This window comes from Gordonia sp. ALPHA1B1 (assembly GCF_005502615.1).
Classification (GTDB): domain Bacteria; phylum Actinomycetota; class Actinomycetes; order Mycobacteriales; family Mycobacteriaceae; genus Gordonia; species Gordonia hongkongensis.
Map to the genome: position 1 here is coordinate 156,345 of NZ_SCOC01000008.1, position 24,424 is coordinate 180,768.

Below are 24,424 nucleotides of genomic sequence, written 5' to 3' on the forward strand. Positions count from 1 at the left end.
GACGTTCAGGCGGGGAAGCGGACGGGTTGCGGTTCGCTGCTCGTCGTGGTCGTCCCGTTGCCGAGCTGACCCTGGCCGTTGAGGCCCCAGCAGTACATCTCGTCGTCCGCGACCGCGCACACGTTCGCCGAACCGGTGGTGACCTCGGTGACCCCCGACAGTCCGTTGACGCGGTCGGGGCTCTTGTCCGGCTGGTCGCTGCGCGAACCCCAGCAGTAGGCGGAGCTGCCCGCGGCGGCGCATCCGCCATAGGCCGCCGTGGACACCTCGGTGGCCCCGCGGACGTCGATGCGGGTCGGGGTCCGCCGGTTCTGCTCCGTACCGTCGCCGAGTTGGCCGCTGGTGTTCTGGCCCCAGCAGAACACGCCGCCGGAGCCGGCGACCGCACACGTCGAGTACAGGCTCGTGCTGATCGACGTGGGCGAGTCGAGTCCGAGGACCCGGGTCGGGGTGAGGCGGTCGAGTGTGGTGCCGTCGCCGATCTGGCCTTCCCGGTTGTTGCCCCAGCAGTACGCCGAACCGCCGGCGATGGCGCAACTCGTGGTGTGCGACGTGGACACGGCGGTCACGTCCGAGAGACCGGCGACGCGGGTGGGCACGTCCACCGACCCGGTACTGCCGTTGCCGACCTGGCCGCTCGCGTTGTTGCGCCAGCAGTAGGCGTCGCCGTCGCTGATCGCGCAGATCGTCAGCCCGACCGACACCGCCGACACCCGGGACAGGCCGGACACCTTCGTCGGCAGCGGCACGTTCTGCGCGGGCGGTCCGATCCCGTAACCCCAGCAGTAGAGGTCTCCGGAACTGATCGCGCAGGTCGTGCCGAGGCCGCCCATGCTGACCGCCGAGACGTCGGAGATGCCGGTGACCGGGACCGGGCGCGGGCGGTCGGTGGTCGTACCGTCGCCCAGCGTGCCCCGTTCGTTGTCGCCCCAGCAGTACAGCTCGGCCTCGCGCACCGCACACGTGCTGTCGCCGCTGGAAGCGATGGACTCGAACTCATCGCTGCCGGTGGAGGATCCGCCGGAACTGCTCGGCGCCGTCGTCGATGACCCGGCGACCGGCGCCGTCCCGGGATCGGATCCCGATCCGCTGAGGGCGATCGCGGCGCCGACGACACCGACGACGAGGACGACGACGCCGAGTACCGCGGCGACGATCCACGCGGTGCGTGAGCCCGTTCCCCGTGATCCTGGGCCGGGGCCGTGGGGTCCGCCGGGCCCGGTCACATATCCGGGCGGTGGGCCCGGCGGCGGTCCGCCGGGACCGTACGCCGGGAACGGTGGGTGACCGCCGGGTGGCTGAGCGCGGTGGGCCACCGGGTGCACCGGCGCCTGCTGGGTGGGCGGCGGTGGTGGTGAGAACGGACGGCCGGGTGCCTGCGCCGCGACGACGGAGGGCGCTGTCGACCCGATCTCGACCGCCCGGGCGAGCGCCGCGGCGAACTCGGAGCAGGACGCGAACCGGTCGGCGGGGTTCTTGGCGAGGGCGCGCGCGAACACGGCATCGACGTGGACGAGGTCGGGGCGGCGCTCGGAGATCCGCGGTGCGGGCGTGTTGACGTGGCCGGCGATCAGGGCCATCGGGGTCTGCCCGGGGTAGGGCTGCGATCCGGTGAGCAGCTGGAACGTCGTGCATGCGAGCGCGTACTGGTCCGACGCCGGGATCGCCGGTTCGCCGGTGAGGATCTCGGGTGCGGCGTAGGCGAGGGTGCCGACGAACAGGTTGGTCGCGGTCATCTTCGCGCCGTCCATCAGGCGGGCGATGCCGAAGTCGAGCACGGTGACCCGGGTGATCCGGCCGTCGGGGCCGCGGGCGACCACGATGTTCGCGGGTTTGATGTCGCGGTGGATGACGCGCCGGGTATGGGCGTAGTCGAGCGCGTCGGCGACCTTGCCGACGACCGTCACCACGTCGTCGACCGGCAGGGCCGACGCGGCGGCGAGGTCCTCGCCTTCGAGGTAGGACATCGAGAACCACGGGCTGCCGTTCTCCACGCCGTGGGTGTAGACCGTGACGATGCCGGGGTGATCGAGGGCCGCGGCGGTGCGGGCCTCGTTGCGGAACCGCTCGGCGAAACTGGGATCGGCGGGGTTCGGCGAGATGATCTTGAGGGCCTCGCGGCGGCCCAGGGTGGGGTGTTCGACGAGCCAGACCTGTCCCATGCCGCCTCGCCCGAGCATCGAGAGGACGCGATATCCGGCGAACACGGACCCGGGCTTCACGACCTCCACGTCCGATGACCCCCTCGACTCTGAACGACCGGCTGTCGACCTGTTCGTCCGGGTCACTGTATCCAGACCCGCACGACCGCGAGCGCAACGGTGGGACTTGTGAACGACGCCACCGTGGTCGCGGCCTCGGGTTCGGCCTCTAGTCTGTTCCGGGTGGACGGACTCGGTGGCGCATTGCTCGTGGGCGGTACCAGCAGCGATGCCGGGAAGAGCCTGATCGTCGCCGGGCTGTGCCGTGCGCTGCGGCGCACCGGTGTGCGGGTCGCACCGTTCAAGGCGCAGAACATGTCCAACAACTCGGTGGTCACCCTCGACGGCGGCGAGATCGGTCGTGCCCAGGCGTTGCAGGCGTTCGCCTGTGGCCTCGAACCCTCCACCAGGTTCAACCCGGTGCTGCTGAAACCGGGCAGTGACCGTCGCTCGCACGTGATCCTCCGCGGTCGGCCCGCCGGAGACGTCGGGGCCGCCGACTACCTGCACTGGCGGGCGCGGCTGCGTGCCGTCGTCGCCGACGAGTTGGCCGGTCTCCAACGCGACTTCGACGTCGTCATCTGTGAAGGTGCGGGTTCGGTCGCGGAGATCAATCTGCGCGCCAACGACATCGCGAATCTCGGTCTCGCACAGGCGGCGGACCTCCCGGTGGTGCTGGTCGCCGACATCGACCGCGGCGGGTCGCTGGCCCATCTGTTCGGTACCACCGCGGTCCTCGACGACGCCGATCAGCGGCTGATCGCGGGGTTCGTGGTCAACAAGTTCCGTGGTGACCCGTCGATCCTCGAGCCGGGACTTCGGCAGGTCGAGGCGATCACGGGACGGCCGACGCTCGGGGTGGTGCCCTTCGCCGACGACCTGTGGCTCGACGCCGAGGACTCGCTCGCGGCGCCGGTCGGGCGGCGGGTCGGGCCACCGCGCTCGTTCACCGAATGCTCCACGACCGGAGGACCCCGATTGCGGGTCGCCGCCATCCGCCTGCCGCGGATCTCCAATTCGACCGATGTCGAGGCGCTGGCCTGCGAACCCGGTGTCGACGTCACCTGGGTCGACGATCCGGCCGGGGTGGCGGCCGCCGACCTCGTCGTACTGCCCGGCACCCGCGCCACCGTGACCGACCTCGAGTGGCTGCGGGCGCGCGGTCTGGGGGAGGCGCTCACCGAACGCGCAGCCCGCGGACGTCCGATCGTCGCCGTGTGCGGCGGATTCCAGATGCTGGGCCGCACCCTCGACGACCGGGTGGAGTCCGGTCGCGGGCGGGTGTCCGGGCTGGGGTTGTTCGACCTCGACATCGAGTTCCACGCCGAGAAAACCGTGCGGCAGGTGACCGGGACCGACGGCGAGGCGTCCGGCGTCGCGATCAGCGGCTACGAGATCCATCACGGCCGGGTGACCCGATCGGCCGAGAACTCGTGGATCGTCGACGACCGGCACGGTCCGGAGGGCGCGGTGCGGGGGGCGGTCCGGGGTACCCACTGGCACGGACTGCTGGCGTGCAACGACTTCCGGCGTCGACTTCTGGCCGACGTGGCGGCCGAGGCCGGGGTCCGTGGATTCCGCGTGGCGCCCGACACCGACGTCGACGCCGTACGTCGACGACAGGTCGACGCGATGGCCGACCTCGTCACCGAGCACCTCGACCTCGACGCCATCATGCGGCTGATCCGACAGGGGCCGCCGCGCCACCCCAAGGTCATCCGTCACCACCTCGAGGACTTGTAGACGCCGGGGTCGTGGAGACGGGTTATCGTGGGCGCCATGACTGAAGACCGCACCATGATCGACGACCGACGTCAGGTGACCGTGGGCGGCCTCACCTTCGACGTCCGGATCGGGGGACCGGAGACCGGTCCGTGGGTTCTGCTGCTGCACGGGTTCCCGGTGAACGGGAGCTGCTACGACGACGTACTGCCGCGCCTGCACGAGTCGGGGCTGCGGACGCTGGTCATCGATCAACGTGGGTACAGCCCCGGCGCGCGGCCGCCCGGGGTGGACGACTACCGGCTCACCCACCTCGTGTCCGATGTGATCGGGGTTCTCGACGCCCTCGGCATCGGCTACGCGATCCTCGTCGGGCACGACTGGGGCGGCATCGTCGCGTGGCATCTCGCCGGGAAGTACCCCGACCGGTTCACCGGTCTCGTCGTCGCCAGCACCGGGCATCCGTCGGCCATGCGCGACGCTCTCGTCGGTAGCGACCAGCGTGAACGTTCTTCGTACATCCTCGATTTCGTGGCCGACGGGGCCGAGGAGAGGCTGCTCGCCGACGACGCCGCCGAGCTGCGGGCGGTGGGGATCTCCGAGGACGAACTCGCCCCGCTGCGGGAACCGGGCGCCCTGACCGCGGCGCTGAACTGGTACCGCGCGAACTTCACCGGCGACATCAAGGCGACGATGGCGTGCCCGCCGGTCGAGATCCCGACCACGCTGCTGTGGAGCGACGCCGACACCGCCCTGGGTCGCGAACAGGCGCAGGGCAGCGGTCGGTACGTCTACGGCGACTTCCGCTACTGCGAACTCGCGGGCGTGGACCACTGGATCCCGCAGCGCGCGGCCCCGGCCCTCGCCAGCGAGATCGCCCTGCGCTCAACGATTTTCTGAGGTCGCGCGGAGGGCCTGGCCGTCAGATGTCCAGGCCGAGGATCGCGTTCTCCAGGACCTCGGGCATCGCCGGGTGGATCCAGTACTGGTCGCGGGCAAGTTCGTGTGCGGTCTGGCCGAAGTGCATCGCCTGGATGACCGGCTGGATGACCGTCGGTGCCTGCGGGCCGATGAGGTGTGCGCCCAGCAGCCGGCCGGTGCCGCGTTCGGCGATCAGCTTGCAGAATCCGGTGGTGTCCTCCATCGCCCAGCCGTAGGCGACATCGCCATAGGCCTGGACCTTGACGGCGAAGTCGTGGCCGGCCTCGCGAGCCTCGTCCTCGGTGAGGCCCACCGCGGCGATCTGCGGGTGGGTGAACACCGCCGCCGGGACGTACCGGTGGTCGAAGGCGTCCAGATCGGTTGCGTCCCAGCCTTTCAGGAGATTGGCCTGCACCACCCGCTGTTCGTGGTTGGCGACGTGCTTGAGCTGGTACGGCGAGCTGACGTCGCCCAGCGTCCACACTCCGCGGGCGGCGGTGCGACCGTGCTGATCACAGCGCACGCGACCTTCGTCGTCGAGCTCGATACCGACAGAGTCGAGGTTGAGCCGGTCGCCGTTCGGCTGCCGGCCGGTCGCGATCAGCAGGACGTCGGCCTCGAGTGTCGCGCCGTCGGAGAGCCCGACCCGCACACCGCCGTCGGGCAGGTCCTCCGCCTCGGTGATCGTGGTCTCCAGCCGCACGTCCCACTTCTCCCGGGCCACCTGGGTGAAGCGGTTGGAGATGTCGGCATCCTGCTTCCGGAGCAGAGCCGGGCCGCGCGCGATGATCGACACATGTGAGCCCAGCGCGCCGAAGACGTGTGCGAATTCCGCTGCGATGTAACCGCTCCCGACGATGATCAGGCGTTCGGGCAGCTCGGGAAGACGCATGACGTCGTTGTTGGTGTAGTAGGTGACCCCCGAGTCGGCGACGATCTGGGGGATGACCGCGCGCGATCCGGCGGCGAGCACGACCTCGTCGGCGAGGACCGTGTCGCCGTCTCGCGTGACCAACCGGTACCGGCCGTCGTCGTCGCGGCCGTCGAATTCGACATGGGAGTCGTACACGGTGATGTTCTCGCACCGGTCGACCCGGTACTCCTTGCCGCCCTGCGACAGCGGGTCGATGCGGCCGAACACGCGCTCGACGATGCCGGGCCAGTCGACCGAGTCCACCTTCGAGTGCACGCCCAGGCGCGCACCGTGCGTGGCGATCTCGGCCACCTCGGAGGCGTAGACGAACATCTTGGTCGGGATGCACCCCACGTTGAGGCAGGTGCCGCCGTAGACGCCCTCCTCGAAGATCGCGAGGGTCTTGTCCGCGAAGCGGTCATCGGGAATGGCGTTGCCGCTGCCGGAGCCGATGATGGCCAGGTCGACGACCTGCGTGGCGGTCATAGGGGATTCTCGCTTTCGGTTGAGAGGACGGCGGACAGCCAGTGGTCGACCTCGCGATAGGCGTGCTCGCGGGCGTGCGCGACGGAGAGGAAGACGTCGTGCCGGGCGTCGGGGATGGGTACCGCGGTCACGCGGCCGCCGAGGCACCCGCTCCAGCGGGCGATGTGGGTGACGTCGAGGACGGCATCGGCATGATCGGTGGACGCCGAGTAGGTCCTGGCGAAATGCGTTTTGTCCGAACGTAACACGAGTGCGGGAACCCCGACGTCGATGCCGCGGTGCAGGCGACGCTGACCACTGCGCACCGCGTCGAGGAAACCGAAGGTGACCGGGAATCCGCCCAGCGGTTTCGCCGCCAGGTCGTAGTTCCATTCGCCGTGCGCGCTGTCGTGCAGGCTCTCGCCGTAGGCCTGCGAGAGTTCCTTCGGTATCACCCTGGTCGGCGCGACGGCGGCAACCGCCTTGACGAGCAGCGTGACCGGGAGGGTGCGGAGCACCGCGTCGCCCTGCAGATCGAACCAGGGTGAGTTGAGCAGGAGTCCGTCAACTGCCGCGTGCAGCGCCGGCTCGCGCTGCCGCAACCGGTCGAGCCAGAGTGCGGTGATGAGGCCGCCCGTCGAATGCCCGGCCACCACGACCCGGCAGTCGGGTCCCAGCTCGTCGAGGATGATCCGCAGCGACGCGTTGAGCTCTTCGTCGTACATCGCGAGGTCGGTGGTGAAGTGCGGCGTGTGGTGCGATTGCCGCGATCGCCCGCATTTTCGCAGGTCGACGGCATAGAACGCGTACCCGCGGTCGACGAAGAAGTCGGCGAGCGGCTCGTGGAAGAAGTAGTCGGTGAACCCGTGGACGTAGAGCACGGCGCCGCGCGCGGGTGACGACTCGGCGCGTCGCACCAGGGTCGCGGTGATCGGCGATTCACCGTCGGGATCGGGGCCCAGGGGGAGGACGCGTTGCCGGTAGTCCTCGAGAAATCGGTCGGGCTGCCAGTCGGCGGCTGCGGATGCGCTCACGGCGACCAGCATAGTGACAGGTCAGGACAGCCCGGATGTCGTGCAGCACACAGTTGCGAAGGTCGATTCTCGTGCTGGACGTGCCATGCTGGACAATGACGATCGACAAGGACCGGGTGAGAAGTGCCCGGTCGAGAAGTTGCCATCCGGGACGACGTGCCGCGACGAACACCGGTCACAGTGTCCCTCCAGGTGAAGTGGAGTCCAGGTGTCGAAAACGGTGATCACGACCGACGTCGCGTTGGTGGGTGCGGGAATCATGAGTGCGACCCTCGGAGCGCTGCTCCGACAGCTTCAGCCCGACTGGTCGATCAGCCTGTTCGAGCAGCTCGACGCCGCCGCCGCCGAGAGCAGCGACCCGTGGAACAACGCCGGCACCGGACACTCGGCACTCTGCGAGCTGAACTACACGCCGAAGACCGCCGACGGCGACGTCAACATCGACAAGGCGCTCACCATCAACGAGCAGTTCCAGGTGTCGCGCCAGTTCTGGGCCCACTCGGTCGACAACGGCATCCTCGGTGACCCGTCGGAGTTCATCAACCCCATCCCGCACGTCGCCTTCACCCACGGCGCCGAAGGCCAGAAGTACCTCCGCAAGCGCTACGACAATCTCGCGACCCAGACCCTGTTCGAGGGCATGGAGTTCATCGACGACCCGGCCGAGTTCACCGCACGACTGCCGCTGATGTCGGAGGGACGCGACTTCGCGGATCCGGTCGCGCTGAACTGGTTCGACCAGGGCACCGACGTCGATTTCGGCGCGCTCACCCAGCAGCTCCTCAACTACGTCGCCCAGGGCGCCGACATCTACTTCGGCCATTCGGTGACCAACCTGTCCAAGCAGTCCGACGGCAGCTGGATCGTGAAGGTCCGCAACGGCCGGACCGGGGAGAAGCTGTCCGTGCACGCGAAGTTCGTGTTCGTCGGTGCCGGCGGCGGTGCGCTGCACCTGCTGCAGAAGTCGGGCATCAAAGAAGCCAAGGGGTTCGGCGGGTTCCCGGTGTCCGGTGAGTTCTTCCGCTGCACCAACCCCGATCTCGTCGCGGAGCATCACGCGAAGGTCTACGGGCAGGCCGCCGTCGGCGCCCCGCCGATGTCGGTGCCGCACCTCGACACCCGCGTCATCAACCACAAGCCGGGCCTGCTGTTCGGCCCGTACGCCGGATGGTCGCCGAAGTTCCTCAAGAGCGGCAAGATCACCGACCTGCCCGCCTCGATCAAGCCGGGCAACCTGCTCCCCATGGTGTCGATCGCTCCCAAGGAGTTCGGGCTGCTCAAGTACCTCATCAGCGAGCTCGCCGCCGGGCCGGCCGACCGGGTGAAGACGCTGTCGGAATTCGTCCCCCGCGCGCTCGGCGCCGACTGGGAGCTCATCACCGCCGGACAGCGCGTGCAGGTCATCCGCAAGACCGGGATGGGTGGTCAGCTGGAGTTCGGCACCGCGGTCGTCGCGGCCGGCGACGGCACCATCGCCGGGCTCCTCGGTGCGTCCCCCGGCGCCTCGACCGCCGTGCCGGCGATGATCTCGGTGCTCGAACAGTGCTTCCCGAAGGAGTACGCGGGCTGGTCGTCGAAGCTGACGGCGATCATCCCGTCCTTCGGTCAGAAGCTCAACGACAACCGCGACCTGTACCGCCAGGTGTGGGACTGGACGAACAAGACGCTGCAGCTGACCGACCGGAACGAGGTCCCGGCCGAGACCGGCCGGCTCGCGCCCGCCACCGCCGGCTGATTCGCGCGAGGTGAAGTCCGGTCGCCTTGTGTGCTAACCACGACACATGATCTCTGAACCGCGGGTGCACCGCGCCCTGGCCGACGACATGGACGCAGCCACGCTGTATCGGGTCCTCCGGCTGCGGGTCGAGGTATTCGTCGTCGAGCAGGCCTGTCCGTATCCCGAGCTCGACGGCCGAGACCTGGAACCGACAACGCGCCAGTTCTGGATCACCGAGGGTGGGGATCGGCCCGACGGAGGCGACGAGGACGGGCCGGACCCCGGGGCGGTACTGGCGACGCTGCGTCTGCTCGAGGAACCGGAGGCCGACGGCGGACAGGTCTTCCGGATCGGCCGCGTCTGCACCGAACGCAACCATCGGGGTCACGGTCTCGTGGCGACCCTCATGACGGCCGCGCTCGCCGAGGTCGGCGAACGTCCGTGCCGGATCGAGGCGCAGACCTACCTCACCGAGATGTACGGCAAGTTCGGCTTCGTCCGCGACGGCGACGACTACCTCGAGGACGGGATCCCCCACGTGTCGATGCTCCGCGCCGGGTCACGATGACGACCCTCGGTGAACTCCCCGCTTCGGTGGACCCGCACGCTGACGTGCGCTATCCGTTCAGCGCCGTCGTCGGGCAGGAGCAGCTCAAGCTCGCACTGATCCTGTCGGCCATCTCGCCGGGTATCGGGGGTGTCCTGATCCGCGGGGAGAAGGGCACCGCGAAATCGACCATCGTGCGCGGGCTCGGTCCGCTGCTCAGCGTCCCCGGTGCCACGGACGACACCGCCGGCCGCGTGGTCGAACTGCCCATCGGTGCGACCGAGGACCGTGTGATCGGCTCGCTCGACCTCACCTCGGTGCTGCGGGATGGCCGTGCCGAGTTCACTCCCGGTCTGCTCGCCCGGGCGCACCGCGGGGTGCTGTACATCGACGAGGTCAACCTGCTCGCCGACCACCTCGTCGACGTGCTGCTGGATGCGGCGGCCAGTGGACGGGTCACGATCGAACGCGATGGTGTGTCGCACACCATGGCGGCCGATTTCCTACTCGTCGGCACCATGAACCCGGAGGAGGGAGAGCTGCGCCCGCAGCTGCTCGACCGGTTCGGGCTCGCCGTCGACGTGGCCGCCGGCCGCGAGGTCGACGAACGCGTGGAGGTGGTGCGCCGCCGCATGGCGTACGACGCCGACCCGGCGTCGTTCGTCGCCGCCCACGCCGCCGCCGAACACGAACTGACACAACGAATCGCGAGCGCACGAGCCGCCGTGGGTGCGGTGGCCCTGCCGGACCGGGAGTTGCGCCGTATCGCCGGGATCTGCGCCCACCTCGACGTCGACGGACTCCGCGGCGACATCGTGGTGGCCCGGACCGCGCTCGCTCATGCCGCCTGGCGCGGGGCCACCGCCGTCGAGGACGTCGACGTCCGGGCGGCCGTCGAGCTCGCGCTGCCGCATCGGCGCCGCCGCAACCCCTTCGACGAGTCGGGGCTCAGCCGCGACCAGCTCGACGAGGCGATGTCGGCGGGCGAGGACGCGGCCGGACCCGACTCACCCGATGACGACCCGGAACCGCCCGAGACACCACCGCCCGGTGGCGGCGGCGAGGCCCCGGACTCCGCATCCGACACCGGCCCGGCGCCCGACACCGACCCCGACTCCCATGCGGCGCCCGAGACCGGCGACACCGACGCCCCGCAGCACGCGCCCGGACCGGCGTTCGGGTCCGTGCCGACCTCGACGGCTCGCCGTATGCCGACCCTGCGAGTCGACGGACTCGGCGACGGTGACCCGGGTCGCCGCTCGAAGGCGCGGAGCCGTCGCGGACACACCACCCATGCCGTGGACTTCGATGCCGGCCGACCGGTGCATCTGTTCGGCACGGTGCTCGCCGCCGCGGGCCGGGCCGGTCGCGGCGGGGACGGGTTCGAGCGCGGTGTGCGGATCACCGCCCCCGACCTGCGGTCGGCGCAACGGGTCGGCCAGGAGGCCAACCTCGTCGTCTTCGTGGTCGACCTCAGCGGGTCGATGACCGCCCGGCGTCGGCTGGCCGCGGTGTCCGAACTCTGCGTGGAGATGTTGCGCGACTCATATACCCGCCGCGACCGCGTCGCGGTGGTCGTGGCGCGGGGTTCCTCCGCGACGCTTGCGGTGCCGCCCACCAAATCGGTCGAGATCGCGGTGCGCCGCCTCGTGGAGATCCGTACCGGCGGCCGGACACCGCTCGGCGAGGGCCTGCAGCTCGCCGCCGATGTCGTGCAGCGGTGTCGCCGCGCCGAGCCCGACCGGCGGCCGCTGCTGGTGGTCCTCACCGACGGTCGTGCCACCTCAGGACGAGGCGCGATGGCACGGGCGCGGGAAGCCGCGGACGGTATCCGTCGTCGCGGCATCGGGTCCGTGGTCGTCGACTGCGAGCAGGGGATGGTCCGGCTCGGACTCGCCGGCGATCTCGCGGCCCACCTCGGCGCGAGCCTGATCCCGATGGACGAACTGTCCGCCACCGCGCTGACGGGACACGCACCCGCGCGGGGAGCGGCCTGACCGCCCCCGCCACCCCGAACTGAGACCAGAGGAGAAGTCGAGTGCCCCAGGGAGTTCCGGTCAGCATCCCCGATGACGGCTTGACGACGCGACAGCGCCGCAATCAGCCCGTCCTCGCGGTGCACACCGGCGACGGCAAGGGCAAGTCGACCGCCGCTTTCGGGATGGCGATGCGCGCGTGGAACGCGGGTATGCGGGTCGCGGTGTTCCAGTTCGTGAAGAGTGCGAAATGGAAGGTGGGGGAGGAGTCGACGATGCTCACCCTCGACCGGGTGCACGCGGAGACCGGCGCCGGAGGGCCGGTGGAATGGCACAAGATGGGTCAGGGCTGGTCCTGGTTGCGGGCCAACGACGACCAGGACGACGACCACGCCGCCGCCGCCCGGGCCGGGTGGTCGGAGATCGCACGCCGTCTCGATGCCGGCGAACACGACTTCTACGTCCTCGACGAGTTCACCTATCCGCTGCACTGGGGCTGGGTGGACACCGCTCAGGTGCTCGACACCCTCGCCCGCCGACCCGGACGCCAGCATGTGGTCATCACCGGCCGGCGCGCCCCGCAGGCCCTCGTCGACGCTGCCGATCTCGTGACCGAGATGCACAAGATCGCCCACCCGATGGACGCCGGACGCAAGGGGCAGAAGGGGATCGAATGGTGACCTCCGTGCGGGCGTCGACGCCCGCCGTCGTGATCGCCGCGCCGTCGTCGGGCAGCGGCAAGACCACCGTGACGACCGGCCTCATCGGCGCTCTGCGGGCGGCCGGACACCGGGTGGCGCCGTTCAAGGTCGGCCCCGATTACATCGATCCCGGATACCACGCCGTCGCGGCCGGACGACCCGGACGCAATCTCGACCCGAATCTCGTGGGCGCCGAACGCATTGCGCCGCTCTTCGCCCACGGCGCCGCGGGCGCCGACATCGCGGTCGTCGAGGGCGTGATGGGCCTCTTCGACGGCCGGATCGTGGATTCCGACAGCGGCAACGGCACGGGCGGCAGTCCAGGTGGCGATGCCGGTTCGCTCGGCGTCGGCTCCACCGCGCACGTCGCGTTGATCATCGGTGCGCCGGTGATCCTCGTCGTCGACGCCGCGGGCCACAGCCAGTCGCTGGCCGCCGTGCTGCACGGGTTCCTCTCCTACGACCCCTCGGTGTCGATCGCGGGCGTCATCCTCAACCGGGTCGGTTCGCCGCGCCACGAGATGGTGCTGCGACAGGCCGCCGCGCGGGTGGGACTGCCGGTTCTCGGTGTGCTGCGGCGCCACCCGTCGCTGACGGTGCCCTCCCGGCACCTGGGCCTGATCCCGGCCGCCGAACGCAACGCCGACGCGGTCGCCGCCGTGAACGCGATGACCGCGCACCTGCGCGGCGCCCTCGACCTGCCGGCGATCGTGGCCGCCGCCCGCGGACGTGCGGTCCCCGACGCCGCGGCCTGGTCGGCTGCGGAAGCCGTCGCGCCGTATCGTCCCGCCGCGTCGGCCGGTTCGCCGGTGATCGCGGTCGCCGGGGGCGCGGCGTTCACCTTCGGTTACGCCGAGCACGCCGAGATGCTGACCGCCGCCGGCGCGCGCGTCGTCGTCTTCGACCCGCTCGTGGACCGGTTGCCCGCGGAAGCGGCCGGCGTGGTGATCGGTGGCGGATTCCCGGAAGAACACGCCGAGGCGCTGGCCGCCAACGATCTCCTGCGCGCCGACCTCCGGGCGCACGCCGCGGCGGGTCGGCCGATCCACGCCGAGTGCGCGGGCCTGCTGTACCTGTGCACCGAACTCGACGGGCACCCGATGAGCGGCGTCCTCGACATCCCCGGCCACTTCGGCCCGACCCTGACGCTGGGATACCGCGATGCCGTGGCCGTGGGCGACTCGGCCCTGTTCCGGACCGGCGAACGCGTCACCGGTCACGAGTTCCACCGCAGCGGAGTCGGCGACGGCGCGCTCGCCCCGGCCTGGGCCTGGCGGGATTCGGCGGGCCGCGCGTCGATGCACGGGGTCGCGACGGCCGCAGTGCACGCCTCGTACCTGCATCTGCATCCGGCCGCGATCCCGGAAGCGTTGTGCCGCTTCGTGTCCCGATCCGCCGATAGTGGGCGGGTGCCGACGCCCCAGTCCGTCGGCGACGCCCCCGGGGCGTCCTGATGCTGGCGCACCGGCTCCGCGAGACGCTCGACGCGCTCGCCGATCACGGTGCCGACGATCCCGCCCTGCTCCGGGAACTGCTGGAGGCGGTGCTGGTGGTCGGGCAGGGGGTCGAACTCGACCGCGCGCTGCAGCGCATCGTCGAGGTCGCGGCGGGACTCGTGGATGCCCAGTACGGTGCCCTCGGCGTGCGCGGACCGGACGGCGGGCTGAGTGAATTCGTGCACATCGGCATCACCGACGCGCAACGCGCCACCATGGGACATCTGCCGGTCGGCCGCGGGGTCCTCGGCCTGCTCATCGACGACCCCCGCCTGCACCGCATCCACGACCTCGGCGCTCATCCGACGTCGGTCGGGTTCCCGCCCAACCACCCGCCGATGCACACCTTCCTCGGTGCTCCGATCATGGTGCGCGGCGAGGTGTTCGGCAGTCTCTACCTGACCGAGAAGCGGTCCGCGGAGGACTTCTCCGAGGTCGACGAGACCGTCGTAGCGGTGCTGGCGGTGGCCGCCGGGATCGCCGTCGACAACGCGGGTCTCTTCGAACGGGCCCGCACCCGCCACCGCTGGATGCAGGTCCTGGCCCGGCGTGGGTCGGAGCCGCTGGCCGGAATCGCGCTGTCGGACACCATGTCCCGGATGTGCGCCGATGTCGCCGATCTCGTCGGCGCGGTCGATGTCTACCTGCTCACCGAGATGGCGGGGGAGGTGGAACTGCGCGGGCACACCGGCGATCCGGTGGAGATCGAGAACTTCATCCCGCCGGACGCCACGGCGCTGCGGGTGCAGCGTTCCGGTCAGATCGCCGAGTCGCTGATCCGGCGCGGCGCCCGCTGGACCTCGGTGCAACCCCTCCAGCGCGCATCGGGGGCGTTCGGCTGGATGCTCATCACCCACCGCAACCGCCCCTACTGGGACGACGAGGAGATCGCCGGGCTCGCCGGTGTCGCCGAGGTCGCCTCGCTGGCGGTCGTCTACGCCGAGCAGCAACAGATCGCCCGCGATCTCGAGGTCCTCGAAGACCGGCACCGCATCGCCCGCGACCTGCACGATCATGTGATCCAGCGACTCTTCGCGGTCGGGATGTCGGTACAGACGCTGCTGGCCGGGACCACCGATCCGGCCGCCGCGGCCGCGCGCCTGGAGCAGATCATGACCGACCTCGACCGCACGATCGCGCAGATCCGCACCTCGATCTTCGACCTGCAGACGCCCTACGGAACCGACGTCGGCCCGACGCTGCGGCGGCGGGTGCTCGACATCGTCTCCGAACTGTCCGGGCACGCGTCGATCTCGCCGAGCGTGGAGTTCGACGGCCCCGTCGACACGGTGGTCCCGGACTCCCTCGGACCACACATCGACGCCGTCCTGCGAGAAGGCTTGAGCAACGCGCTCCGGCACGCGCGGGCCGATCACATCGCGGTGTCGGTGACCGCCGACGACGTCCTGACCGTCGAGATCAGCGACGACGGGGTCGGCATCGGCGCCGATGTCACCTATCGCGGTCTCGAGAACCTGACGCGTCGGGCCGAGGACTGCGACGGGACGTTCAGCATCGTCACCCGCCCGCGGGGGACGAGCGGGGGCGGGACGAGCGAGGGCCGGACCAGCGGCGGCGGGACGACGCTCACCTGGTCGGTGCCGCTGGTGGGTTGACTCACTCCTTGCCGTCGCGGAGTCTGGTCGCCATCACGGCGACCTGGGTGCGCCGCTGCATGTCCAGCTTGCCCAGGATGCGGGACACGTAGTTCTTGATCGTCTTCTCCGCCAGGAACATCCGGCCGGCGATCTGCCGATTGGTCAGGCCCTCGCCGATGAGGGCGAACACCTCGCGCTCCTGATGGGTGAGCTCGGCGAGCGGATCCTTCTCGGTCTGCTTCTCGTTGCGCAGCCTGGCGAGCAGGGCCGCCGTGGACCGATCGTCGAGCAGTGAACCGCCCCGGCCGACGGTCCGGACCGCGGCGACCAGGTTGTGCCCCAGGATCTGTTTGAGCACGAAACCCGAGGCGCCGGCGAGGACCGCGGCGAGCAGTGCGTCGTCGTCGGCGTAGCTGGTGAGCATCAGGCACTTGATCCCCGGTTCGGCGGCGCGGACGTCCCGGCACAGCTCGACCCCGTTGCCGTCGGGCAACCGGACGTCGAGCACGGCGACATCGGGCTTGGTCGCCAGGATGCCGACGAGGGCCTCGCCGACCGAGGCCGCCTCGCCCACCACCTCGATGTCGCCGGCGGTCCCGAGCAGGTCACGCAGACCGCGCCGGACGAGTTCGTGGTCGTCGACGAGGTAGGCGCGGACCGGATTCGGGGACGGGGTCGGATCGGCGGTGGCCGAATCGGTCGTGGCAGGGGACATGGGTCTGAAAGTACCGGATGTGCGGCGCCGGGAAGTCGAGACGTCGGACCCCATACAGGCGGGACCTTCGCCTCACGAGCATCACCCGTCCCGCCGCGCAGAGTGGATGGTACGACCCCCGCTGTGATCAGGAGAGCACGTGACCACCCTCATCGGACCCCCCGACGCCGAGCCCGCCGACCGCGGCATGACCGGTTCGGATCTACTGCGTGAACTGCTGCCCGTGTGCGAGTCCGAGGTCGAGCGGCACATGAAAATGACGCGCGACTGGCACCCGCACGACTACGTGCCCTGGGACGACGGACGCAACTTCGCGGCTCTCGGCGGACTCGACTGGGATCCGTCGCAGTCGCGCCTCTCCGATGTCGCCAAGGCCGCGATGATCACCAACCTGCTCACCGAGGACAACCTGCCGTCCTACCACCGGGTGATCGCCGACAACTTCACGCTCGACGATGCCTGGGGCTGGTGGGTGGGGCGCTGGACGGCCGAGGAGAACCGCCACTCGATCGTGATGCGCGACTACCTGGTGGTGACCCGCGGTGTCGACCCGGTCGAACTCGAAGAGATCCGCATGGCGCACATGACGTCGGGGTTCAACCCCCTGCCCGACGACGACGGGCAGCGCGACCACAGCTTCGACATGCTGTTCGCGGTCGCGTACGTCAGTTTCCAGGAACTGGCCACCCGGGTCTCGCACCGCAACACCGGGAAGGCATGCGGGGACCCGATCGCCGACCGCATGCTGCAGCGTGTCGCGGCCGACGAGAACCTGCACATGCTCTTCTACCGCAACATCGTCGCCGGCGCGCTCGACCTCGTTCCCGACCAGACCATGGCCGCCATCCACGCGATCGTGACCAACTTCCAGATGCCCGGCGCGACCATGCCGAACTTCCGGCGCAACGCCGTGTTGATCGCCAAGGGCGGCATCTACGATCTGCCGCAACACATGTCGGATGTCGTCATGCCCGTCCTGCGGAAGTGGCGCATCTTCGAGCGCAACGACTTCGGGCCGGTCGGCGAGCACTACCGCGAACGCCTCGCGGCGTTCCTGGAACAGATGGACGTCAAGGTGCGCAAGTTCGAGGAGTCGCGTGAACGCGCCCTGGCCCGGCAGCGTTCACGTGAGTCGCGCGACCGGTGACCGGCACACCTCCGCCGCACGGGTGAGGTGACGCCCTGGGTCACCCGTCCCGGTAATGTCAGCTCCCATGTCCGAGCCTGAGTCCGCGTCGCCCCCGAACGTCCCCGGGCCCGACGCCTTCCCCTCCGGAGAGGGGCATTACCTGGTCGGCCTCGACCTCCGCGGACGCAAGGTCGTCGTGGTGGGCGGCGGGTCCGTCGCGCAGCGGCGGCTGCCCAATCTGGTCGCCGCGGGTGCCCACGTGCACGTCATCGCGCTCGATCCCACCCCGGCCGTCGAATCCTTCACCGGCATCACCGTCACCCAGCGCCGCTACGCCGACGGTGATCTCGAAGGCGCCTGGTACGCGATGGCCTGCACCGACGATCCCGCCGTCAACGAGGCGGTGGTGGCCGAGGCCGAGCGCAGGCACACGTTCTGCGTCCGGGCCGACGACGCCCGCCACGGCACCGCCGTCACCCCGGCGTCCGGCCGTCACCGCGACGTCCAGTTCGGCGTCCTCGCCGGCGGCGACCACAAACTGTCGGCCGCACTCCGCGCCGCGATGAGCCGTGCCCTCGCCGAGGGGGCGCTGAGTGTCGACGACGCCGCCCCGCACGCCGCCGGCGTGGCCCTCGTCGGTGGCGGTCCCGGCGACCCCGACCTGATCACCGTCCGCGGCCAACGGCTCCTCGCCGAGGCCGACGTGGTGGTGGCCGATCGGCTCGCGCCCCCCGAACTGCTCGCCGAACTCGGCCCGCAGGTCGAGGTGATCGACGCCGCCAAAGTGCCCTACGGCCGCGCGATGAAGCAGGAAGCCATCAACGACGTCCTCGTGGAGAAGGCCAAGGAGGGCAAGTTCGTGGTCCGCCTCAAGGGCGGCGACCCCTATGTCTACGGGCGGGGTTTCGAGGAACTGCAGGCTTGTGTGGCCGCCGGGGTCCCGGTCACCGTGGTGCCGGGGATCAGCAGCTCGATCGCCGCACCGGCATCGGCGGGCATCCCGGTGACGCACCGCGGCGTCACCCACGAGGTCGTGATCGCCTCGGGCCACGTGCCGCCCGGCCACCCCGACTCGCTGATCGACTGGTCGGCCATGGGCAAGCTGCGCGGCACCCTGGTCCTGATGATGGCGGTCGAACGCGTCGAGGTCTTCGCCGACGCCTTGCTCGAGGGCGGCCGGCGGCCCGACACCCCGGTCGCGATGATCGAGAACGGATCCCTGCCGACCCAGCGTCTGCTGCGTACCGATCTCGCCCACGCCGGCGAGGTCGCGGAGGCCGAGGGGCTGCGTCCGCCCGCGATCGTCGTCATCGGCGACGTGGCCGCGTTCACCGAGGGCGCCTGACCGGATCAACCCAGACCGGATCAACGCAGATTGGCATGTCCCGGCGGTCGGCCGGTACGGTCGTTCTCTATGTCGACTCCCGGAGCTGCGAACACCGGAACCGTGAACACTGGAACGGTGAACACAGGAGCGGGGAACAGCGAGCAGTTCCGTCCGGTCTTCGGCCTGCCGATCCTGGTGCTGTCCGGGATGCAGTTGCTCGTCGTGCTCGACGGCACCGTGGCCGCGCTGGCGCTCCCGAGCATCCGCGACGCGCTCACGCTCTCGGAGTCCAGCGCCAATTGGGTCATCAGCAGCTACGTGCTGGCGTTCGGCGGTCTCATGCTCCTCGGCGGCCGACTCGGTGACACGTTCGGGCGCAAACGGATGTTCATCGTCGGCGTGGTCGCCTTCACCCTCACCTCGCTGCTGTGCGGACTGGCCTGGAACGAGGCGAGCCTCCTCGCCGGCCGGGCCCTGCAGGGCGCGTCGGCGGCGATCGCGGCGCCCACCGCCATGGCGCTGGTCGCCACCACCTTCGCGCCCGGCAAACCGCGCAGTCAGGCCTTCGCGGTCTACGCGGCCATGACCGGCGTGGGATCGGTGGCCGGGCTCATCCTCGGCGGGGTGCTGACCGAGCTGTCGTGGCGCCTGGTCTTCCTCATCAACGTGCCGATCGGTCTGATCGTCGTCGTCGGGGCGATCGTTGCGCTGCGGGAATCCCAGGGTGAGCGGCTGCCCCTCGACGTGCCCGGCGCGGTCCTCGGCACCCTCGGTTGCACCCTGCTGGTGCTCGCGGTGAACGAGGGGCCCAACGGTTGGACGGCGCCGGTCGTGGTCGGCTCGTTCATCCTCGGCGCCCTCGCCCTGGCCGCGTTCATCGTGGTCGAACGGCGCGCCCGGAACCCACTGCTGCCGTTCTCCCTCTTCGACAACAGCTCACGCGTCGCAGCCCTGCTCGCCATCCTGCTCGCCAGCATGATCATGATGTGCATGGCGGTGTTCATCTCGCTGTACCTGCAGGGCATCCTGCAGTACTCGCCGATCCAGAGCGGGCTCGCGGTCGTGCCGTTCGCGTTCGGGCTGGGCATCGCCGCGGCGATCGCGTCGAAGCTGGCGCTGATGATCCAGCCGCGCTGGCTCGTCCTGGTCGGCGGCGCGGTGATCCTCGTCGGCTGCCTCTACGCATCGTCGATCGCGACCGACTCACCGGACTACTTCCCGAGCATCTTCGTCCCCGTCGTCGTGATCGGCTTCGGCGTCGGTCTGGCAGTCATCCCGCTGACCTTGTCCGTGGTGGCCGGGGTGGGCACCACCGAGATCGGCCCCCTGACCGCGCTCGCGCAGGTCGCGCAGAACCTCGGCGGGGCCGTCGGCCTGGTTGCCGTCGGTGCGATGGTCACCTCGCGCGCGCTGTCGAAGGGCGGCACCACCGCGCCGGTCGAGACGATGAATCCCACCCAGCTCGCCGCGCAGGCCGAGGGTTACGGGCTGGCCTTCGCCGCCTGCGCGGGCATCGCCGTCCTCGCCGCGATCGTCGTGCTGTTCATGCGGTTCACGCCCGAGCAGGTCGCCGAGGGACAGGCCGCCCAGGAAGCCGCCGACGCCGGGCTCGACGCCGGGCTCGACGCCGAGCCGAACACCCCGGGGTCCGACACCCGGCGATGAGTTCCGGGCGGACGCACGGTCGGTCCCGGTATGGACGCCAAGAATCTCGCTGAGCTCTACGACCTCGGCACGCTCGACTGGCAGCCCGTCGCGGCCCGATTGACCGCCGGGGTGTCCCAGGCACCCGGGACCGGTGGTCCCGACCGGCACACGTGGTGGATCGCCACGATCAACGCCGACGGCAGCCCGCACGTCACCGGAATCGGGGCGCTGTGGCATCGGGACGCGATCTGGCTGGAGACCGGTCCGTCGACCCGGAAGGCGCGCAACCTCGCCCGCGACCCGCGCTGCACCCTGTCGGTGGCACTCGACGAGGCCGACCTGGTGGTCGAGGGCGACGCGAACCTGGTCACCGAGCCCGCCGTCGTCGCCGAGATGGCGGAGCTGTGGGCGGGCGACGGGTGGCCGTGCCGCGTCGACGAGTCGGGTGCCGCGCTGACCGCCGACTTCAGTGCGCCGTCGGCCGGCCCGCCGCCCTGGTATGTCTACCGGGTGACGCCGCGACGGGCGACCGTCCTGCAGACCGTGGAGCCCGGTGGCGCAACCCTCTTCGACTTCGACGCGCAGTAGCGTCGCGGACCTCGGTGCCGGGTCAGTCGGTCAGTACGACGATGCGGTCCGGCGCTTCGATCTCGACCCGCTGCCCGGCGTCGGCGAGGACCGCGGCCACACCGTTCACGTCGCGTACGGAACGCCGCGTGCGGACCAGCTCGCGGGCCATCAGACCTTTGTAGTGCTTGTTGAAATGGCTGACCACCTTGCGTGAGCCGTCCGGTTGTTCGGTCATCACGGTCGCCGTCACCGCGCCGCGCACCGGACCGAGCTGGTGGTAGACGCCCGAGCGCAGGTCCACGACGAAGTCGTCGACCGCGTCCAGCGCGGGGGACAGGTCCGGTTTCCACAGCGCCGCCAGGGTCGGCATCCCGGGCAGTTTGGACCCGCCCGAGAGTCGATACGCGGGAATCGGATCCGGTGCCCGCACGACACCGAACAGCGCCGACCCGATCGCCAGCCGGTCGGCGGCCTTGGTCTTGCCTGCCCGAGTCAGCGACCGGTGATCGAGGGCGTCGTAGAGGACGCCGGTGTAGCGCTCGAGAGCCGGCCGGGTGGGGGACAGCCACAGGTCGGCGTTGCGGTCGACCTCGTCGAGCTGGGTGGCGCCGAGCCCGAGCGCGGTACGACTGGCCTCGAGGTCGGCGGCCAGGGCGACGAGCGCGTCGGCGACCTGCTTGCGGACCGGGTTCAGCTCGGGGAAGGACAGCGTGTCGAGATCCAGGGGAGCGCCGCGCCCGCCGTCGGATTTTGTTTCGGAGGGAGGCAGGATGACGAGCACCGCAACACCATAACTAAGCTGGTTGGTCGTGATCACACGCATGTCGACCCTGTTCCTGCGGACCCTGCGCGACGACCCCGCCGACGCGGAGGTCCCCAGCCACAAGCTGCTGGTCAGAGCCGGCTACATCCGCCGGGTCGCGCCCGGTGTGTACTCGTGGCTGCCGCTCGGTCTACGCGTGCTGAAGGCGATCGAGAACGTCGTCCGCGAGGAGATGAACGCCATCGGCGGCCAGGAGATCCTGCTGCCCGCCCTGTTGCCCCGCGAGCCCTACGACACCACCAACCGCTGGACCGAATACGGCGACTCGCTCTTCCGCCTCAAGGACCGCAAGGGTGCCGACATGCTCCTCGGCCCGACCCATGAGGAGCTGTTCGCGACGCTGGTCAAGGGTGAGTATTCGTCGTACAAGGACATGCCGGTCATCCTCTACCAGATCCAGACCAAGTACCGCGACGAGGAACGGCCGCGCGCGGGCATCCTCCGCGGCCGTGAGTTCGTGATGAAGGACGCCTACTCCTTCGACCTCGACGACGACGGACTCAAGACCGCCTACAACGCGCACCGCGAGGCGTATCAGAAGATCTTCGAGCGGTTGCGGATCGAGTACGTCATCGTCGCCGCGACCTCCGGCGCGATGGGTGGCAGCGCCTCCGAGGAGTTCCTGGCCGAGTCCGCGGTCGGCGAGGACACCTTCGTGCGCTGCGTCGAATCCGGCTACGCCGCCAACGTCGAAGCGGTCATCACCCGCGCGCCCGACCCGCTGCCCTACGACGACCTCCCCGCGGCGGTCGTCCACGACACGCCCGGTACCCCGACGATCGACAGCCTGGTCGACTGGGCGAACGCGACGCTCGACGGGCAGTACACCGGCGCCGACACCCTCAAGAACGTGCTCGTGAAACTCCGTGTGCCGGGCGGTGACTGGGAGGTCACCGGCATCGGTGTCCCGGGCGATCGCGAGGTCGACTTCAAGCGTCTCGAGGCCTCCGTCGAGCCCGCCGAGGTCGAATTGCTCACCGACGCCGACTTCGCCGCGAACCCGTTCCTCGTCAAGGGATACATCGGACCGAAGGCGCTGGCCGAGAACGGCATCCGCTACCTCGTCGACCCGCGGGTGGTCGAGGGGACGTCCTGGATCACCGGCGCCGACGAGCCGGGCCGGCACTACGTCGGACTCGTCGCCGGCCGCGATTTCACGCCCGACGGGACGGTCGAGGCCGCCGAGATCCGCGACGGCGATCCGTCGCCGGACGGCGCCGGACCCCTGGTGAGCGCCAAGGGCATCGAGATCGGGCACATCTTCCAGCTCGGCCAGAAGTACACCGACGCCTTCGAGGTGGACGTCCTCGGCGAGAACGGCAAGCCGGTCCGCCTGACCCAGGGTTCCTACGGTGTCGGGGTGTCGCGCCTCGTCGCGGTCATCGCCGAGCAGTCCCACGACGACAAGGGCCTGCGCTGGCCGAAGTCGGTGGCGCCGTTCGCGGTTCACCTCGTCATCGCCAACAAGGACGAGGCCGCCGTCGCCGGCGCCGAGCAGCTCGCCGCCGACCTCGACGCGGCCGGTCTCGAGGTGCTCCTGGACGACCGGAAGGCGTCGCCCGGAGTGAAGTTCAAGGACGCCGAACTCCTGGGGATGCCGACCGTCGTGGTCGTCGGCCGCGGATATGCCAACGGCACCATCGAGATCCGCGACCGCTTCACCGGTGAGGCCACCGAGGTCGCGGTCGACACCGCGGTCGACGCGGTGGTGGCGGCCGCCCGCGGCTGAGCGGGTTCAGCCGCCTGCGGGGGACCCGGGGAACGCCACCGTGACCGGGCTCTCCTGCAGAGCCACCCGCCAGCGCGCGGCGCGCACCGCGCTCTCCGACAGCCCGTCGGCGCCGATCCGACGTCCGGTCTCGTCGTCGGCCTGCTCCAGCAATGCGCGATAGGCGCTCGCACAGTCGATCTCGGCGCCGAGCGCGGCGCGGGCCGCCGTGGTCGGGTCGGTGACCTCGATCGGCAGCGTGTAGCCGGCGGCCGCCAGCGGCGGGGTGTTCCCCGCCGCCTCGATCGTCCGGTCGATCTCGTCGCGTCGGGCGCGATGGGCGTCGGCGTACTCGGCGACGGTGCGTCGACGGGAGGCGGCGACGAAGGCGGTGATGACGCCGTAGGTGAAGATCGCGGCGTTCTCGGTCTCGGCGGCGACGACCAGCGGGTCGTCGGGATCTGCTTGCGCTGCCGGTGAATCCGACGCCGGTGTGTTCACGGGGGACGTCATGCCAGTTGCACCTCTCGCATCGAAGTGACGGCCGCGGCGACCGACCCGGTCAGCCCGGCTGCGTACCCGGCGGCGCCGAGCGCGACCCGGCGGGCCTGCCCGGCCGCGGCGTCGAGATCGGCGCGCAGTCGAGCCAGTGACGGTGCCGCCGGTGGGGCACCCGCCGGGGATGTCGAGGCGGTCGCCGAGGTGGCGGGACGGTCGAGTGTCGCCGCCACCTCCTGGTCGAGCCGGATGATCTCCTCGCGCAGTGCGCGAGCGTGCTGGGCGCGCTGATCGGCCACGACACCGAGTGCGGTGGCGTAGGCGGGCTCGACGGCGACCAGGGCGCGCGCGGTGCTCTCGTCCGCGGACGCCGAGCGCACCAGGGGCACCAGGCTCTCGGCCAGCAGGGTCTCCGCGGAGGGCGACGAATCGCAACCGGTCAGTCCGACGCCGGCCGCCCCGGCACCGACGACGACGGCGCCCGCGAGGAGTCCGCCGCGCAAGGCGGTGCGCCGGTCGATCGGGTGCCGCAGGGTCCGTCGCTCGATCGGGGGCATGCTCACCCGGGACATCATGCCAGCAGTTCTCCGCGCGATCGATCCACTAGTGGTGTGTCTCGGTTTTAGCTAACTCCTTGTTCGAGTGCGGCGCGGGCGCGGGCGACCTTGGCCAGGATCGACCTGGAGGTTGCGGTCCAGACATATGGTGTCGGGTTG

20 protein-coding genes are annotated in these 24,424 nt (G+C 70.4%); 13 read left to right on the forward strand and 7 right to left on the reverse strand.

The annotated features are described in order from the left end of the window. Nucleotides 1–5: 5 nt before the first annotated feature. Nucleotides 6–2,222: a protein kinase gene (locus FFS52_RS07895; RefSeq protein WP_249356190.1), complete on the reverse strand. Its 2,217-nt coding sequence runs from the start codon at nt 2,220–2,222 to the stop codon at nt 6–8. Between the two features lie 162 nt (nt 2,223–2,384). Between FFS52_RS07895 and FFS52_RS07900 the strand changes: the two genes are divergently transcribed. Both FFS52_RS07900 and FFS52_RS07905 read left to right on the forward strand, forming a co-directional pair. Next, the gene (locus FFS52_RS07900; RefSeq protein WP_137809375.1) at nt 2,385–3,944 is read left to right on the forward strand and encodes a cobyric acid synthase; all 1,560 of its coding nucleotides are present in this window, start codon (nt 2,385–2,387) and stop codon (nt 3,942–3,944) included. A 54-nt stretch (nt 3,945–3,998) separates the two neighbouring features. Beyond that, complete coding sequence (locus FFS52_RS07905; RefSeq protein WP_058250113.1) at nt 3,999–4,823, forward strand: alpha/beta hydrolase; 825 nt, start codon at nt 3,999–4,001, stop codon at nt 4,821–4,823. Between the two features lie 22 nt (nt 4,824–4,845). On the opposite strand, the gene mtr is transcribed toward FFS52_RS07905, so the two are convergent. Both mtr and FFS52_RS07915 read right to left on the reverse strand, forming a co-directional pair. Continuing rightward, complete coding sequence (mtr, locus tag FFS52_RS07910; RefSeq protein ID WP_137809356.1) at nt 4,846–6,243, reverse strand: mycothione reductase; 1,398 nt, start codon at nt 6,241–6,243, stop codon at nt 4,846–4,848. Then, nucleotides 6,240–7,268, reverse strand: coding sequence for an alpha/beta hydrolase (locus FFS52_RS07915; RefSeq protein WP_137809357.1), 1,029 nt, complete (start codon nt 7,266–7,268; stop codon nt 6,240–6,242). The genes mtr and FFS52_RS07915 overlap by 4 nt, the downstream gene beginning before the upstream one ends. 196 nt (nt 7,269–7,464) lie before the next feature. Between FFS52_RS07915 and mqo the strand changes: the two genes are divergently transcribed. The 6 genes from mqo to FFS52_RS07945 are packed head-to-tail and all read left to right on the forward strand — an operon-like array spanning nt 7,465 to nt 15,309. Beyond that, nucleotides 7,465–8,991 (forward strand): malate dehydrogenase (quinone), encoded by a 1,527-nt coding sequence (gene mqo / locus FFS52_RS07920; RefSeq protein WP_137809358.1) that lies wholly within the window; start codon nt 7,465–7,467, stop codon nt 8,989–8,991. Between the two features lie 46 nt (nt 8,992–9,037). Then, nucleotides 9,038–9,541 (forward strand): GNAT family N-acetyltransferase, encoded by a 504-nt coding sequence (locus FFS52_RS07925; RefSeq protein WP_137809359.1) that lies wholly within the window; start codon nt 9,038–9,040, stop codon nt 9,539–9,541. Further along, entirely contained in the window at nt 9,538–11,517 is a 1,980-nt protein-coding gene (locus FFS52_RS07930) for a VWA domain-containing protein (protein ID WP_137809360.1), read from the forward strand. The genes FFS52_RS07925 and FFS52_RS07930 overlap by 4 nt, the downstream gene beginning before the upstream one ends. A 41-nt stretch (nt 11,518–11,558) precedes the next feature. After that, on the forward strand, nt 11,559–12,176 hold the full coding sequence (gene cobO, locus FFS52_RS07935) for a cob(I)yrinic acid a,c-diamide adenosyltransferase (RefSeq protein WP_065628962.1): 618 nt from the start codon (nt 11,559–11,561) through the stop codon (nt 12,174–12,176). Beyond that, nucleotides 12,170–13,651, forward strand: a complete 1,482-nt coding sequence (locus FFS52_RS07940; protein ID WP_137809361.1) for a cobyrinate a,c-diamide synthase — start codon at nt 12,170–12,172, stop codon at nt 13,649–13,651. Before cobO ends, FFS52_RS07940 begins: the two co-directional genes overlap by 7 nt. Further along, the gene (locus tag FFS52_RS07945) at nt 13,651–15,309 is read left to right on the forward strand and encodes a GAF domain-containing protein (RefSeq protein ID WP_137809362.1); all 1,659 of its coding nucleotides are present in this window, start codon (nt 13,651–13,653) and stop codon (nt 15,307–15,309) included. Before FFS52_RS07940 ends, FFS52_RS07945 begins: the two co-directional genes overlap by 1 nt. 1 nt (nt 15,310) lies before the next feature. Here the strand turns inward: FFS52_RS07945 and FFS52_RS07950 are convergent, their stop codons facing one another. Then, nucleotides 15,311–16,006 carry a response regulator transcription factor gene (locus tag FFS52_RS07950; protein ID WP_137809363.1) on the reverse strand — a complete coding sequence of 232 codons (696 nt, stop codon included), beginning with the start codon at nt 16,004–16,006 and terminating at the stop codon, nt 15,311–15,313. A gap of 139 nt (nt 16,007–16,145) precedes the next feature. Here FFS52_RS07950 and FFS52_RS07955 point away from each other — a divergent pair, with 139 nt between their 5' ends. From FFS52_RS07955 to FFS52_RS07970, 4 genes are all read left to right on the forward strand, one after another. Then, the gene (locus tag FFS52_RS07955) at nt 16,146–17,153 is read left to right on the forward strand and encodes an acyl-ACP desaturase (RefSeq protein ID WP_137809364.1); all 1,008 of its coding nucleotides are present in this window, start codon (nt 16,146–16,148) and stop codon (nt 17,151–17,153) included. Nucleotides 17,154–17,220: 67 nt separating this feature from the next. Next, on the forward strand, nt 17,221–18,480 hold the full coding sequence (cobA, locus tag FFS52_RS07960; RefSeq protein ID WP_171011578.1) for a uroporphyrinogen-III C-methyltransferase: 1,260 nt from the start codon (nt 17,221–17,223) through the stop codon (nt 18,478–18,480). Nucleotides 18,481–18,669: 189 nt separating this feature from the next. After that, nucleotides 18,670–20,127: a DHA2 family efflux MFS transporter permease subunit gene (locus FFS52_RS07965; protein WP_065629077.1), complete on the forward strand. Its 1,458-nt coding sequence runs from the start codon at nt 18,670–18,672 to the stop codon at nt 20,125–20,127. A gap of 30 nt (nt 20,128–20,157) precedes the next feature. Further along, complete coding sequence (locus FFS52_RS07970) at nt 20,158–20,697, forward strand: pyridoxamine 5'-phosphate oxidase family protein (RefSeq protein ID WP_137809365.1); 540 nt, start codon at nt 20,158–20,160, stop codon at nt 20,695–20,697. Between the two features lie 22 nt (nt 20,698–20,719). On the opposite strand, the gene yaaA is transcribed toward FFS52_RS07970, so the two are convergent. Further along, complete coding sequence (yaaA, locus tag FFS52_RS07975) at nt 20,720–21,502, reverse strand: peroxide stress protein YaaA (protein WP_171011579.1); 783 nt, start codon at nt 21,500–21,502, stop codon at nt 20,720–20,722. Between yaaA and FFS52_RS07980 the strand changes: the two genes are divergently transcribed. Then, complete coding sequence (locus FFS52_RS07980; protein WP_137809376.1) at nt 21,501–23,231, forward strand: proline--tRNA ligase; 1,731 nt, start codon at nt 21,501–21,503, stop codon at nt 23,229–23,231. The two genes, yaaA and FFS52_RS07980, sit on opposite strands and share 2 nt — an antisense overlap. Before the next feature lie 6 nt (nt 23,232–23,237). Here FFS52_RS07980 and FFS52_RS07985 read toward each other — a convergent pair whose 3' ends face one another. Both FFS52_RS07985 and FFS52_RS07990 read right to left on the reverse strand, forming a co-directional pair. After that, complete coding sequence (locus tag FFS52_RS07985; RefSeq protein ID WP_137809366.1) at nt 23,238–23,723, reverse strand: ferritin-like domain-containing protein; 486 nt, start codon at nt 23,721–23,723, stop codon at nt 23,238–23,240. Beyond that, nucleotides 23,720–24,283, reverse strand: coding sequence for a hypothetical protein (locus FFS52_RS07990; protein WP_137809367.1), 564 nt, complete (start codon nt 24,281–24,283; stop codon nt 23,720–23,722). The genes FFS52_RS07985 and FFS52_RS07990 overlap by 4 nt, the downstream gene beginning before the upstream one ends. Nucleotides 24,284–24,424: the final 141 nt, after the last annotated feature.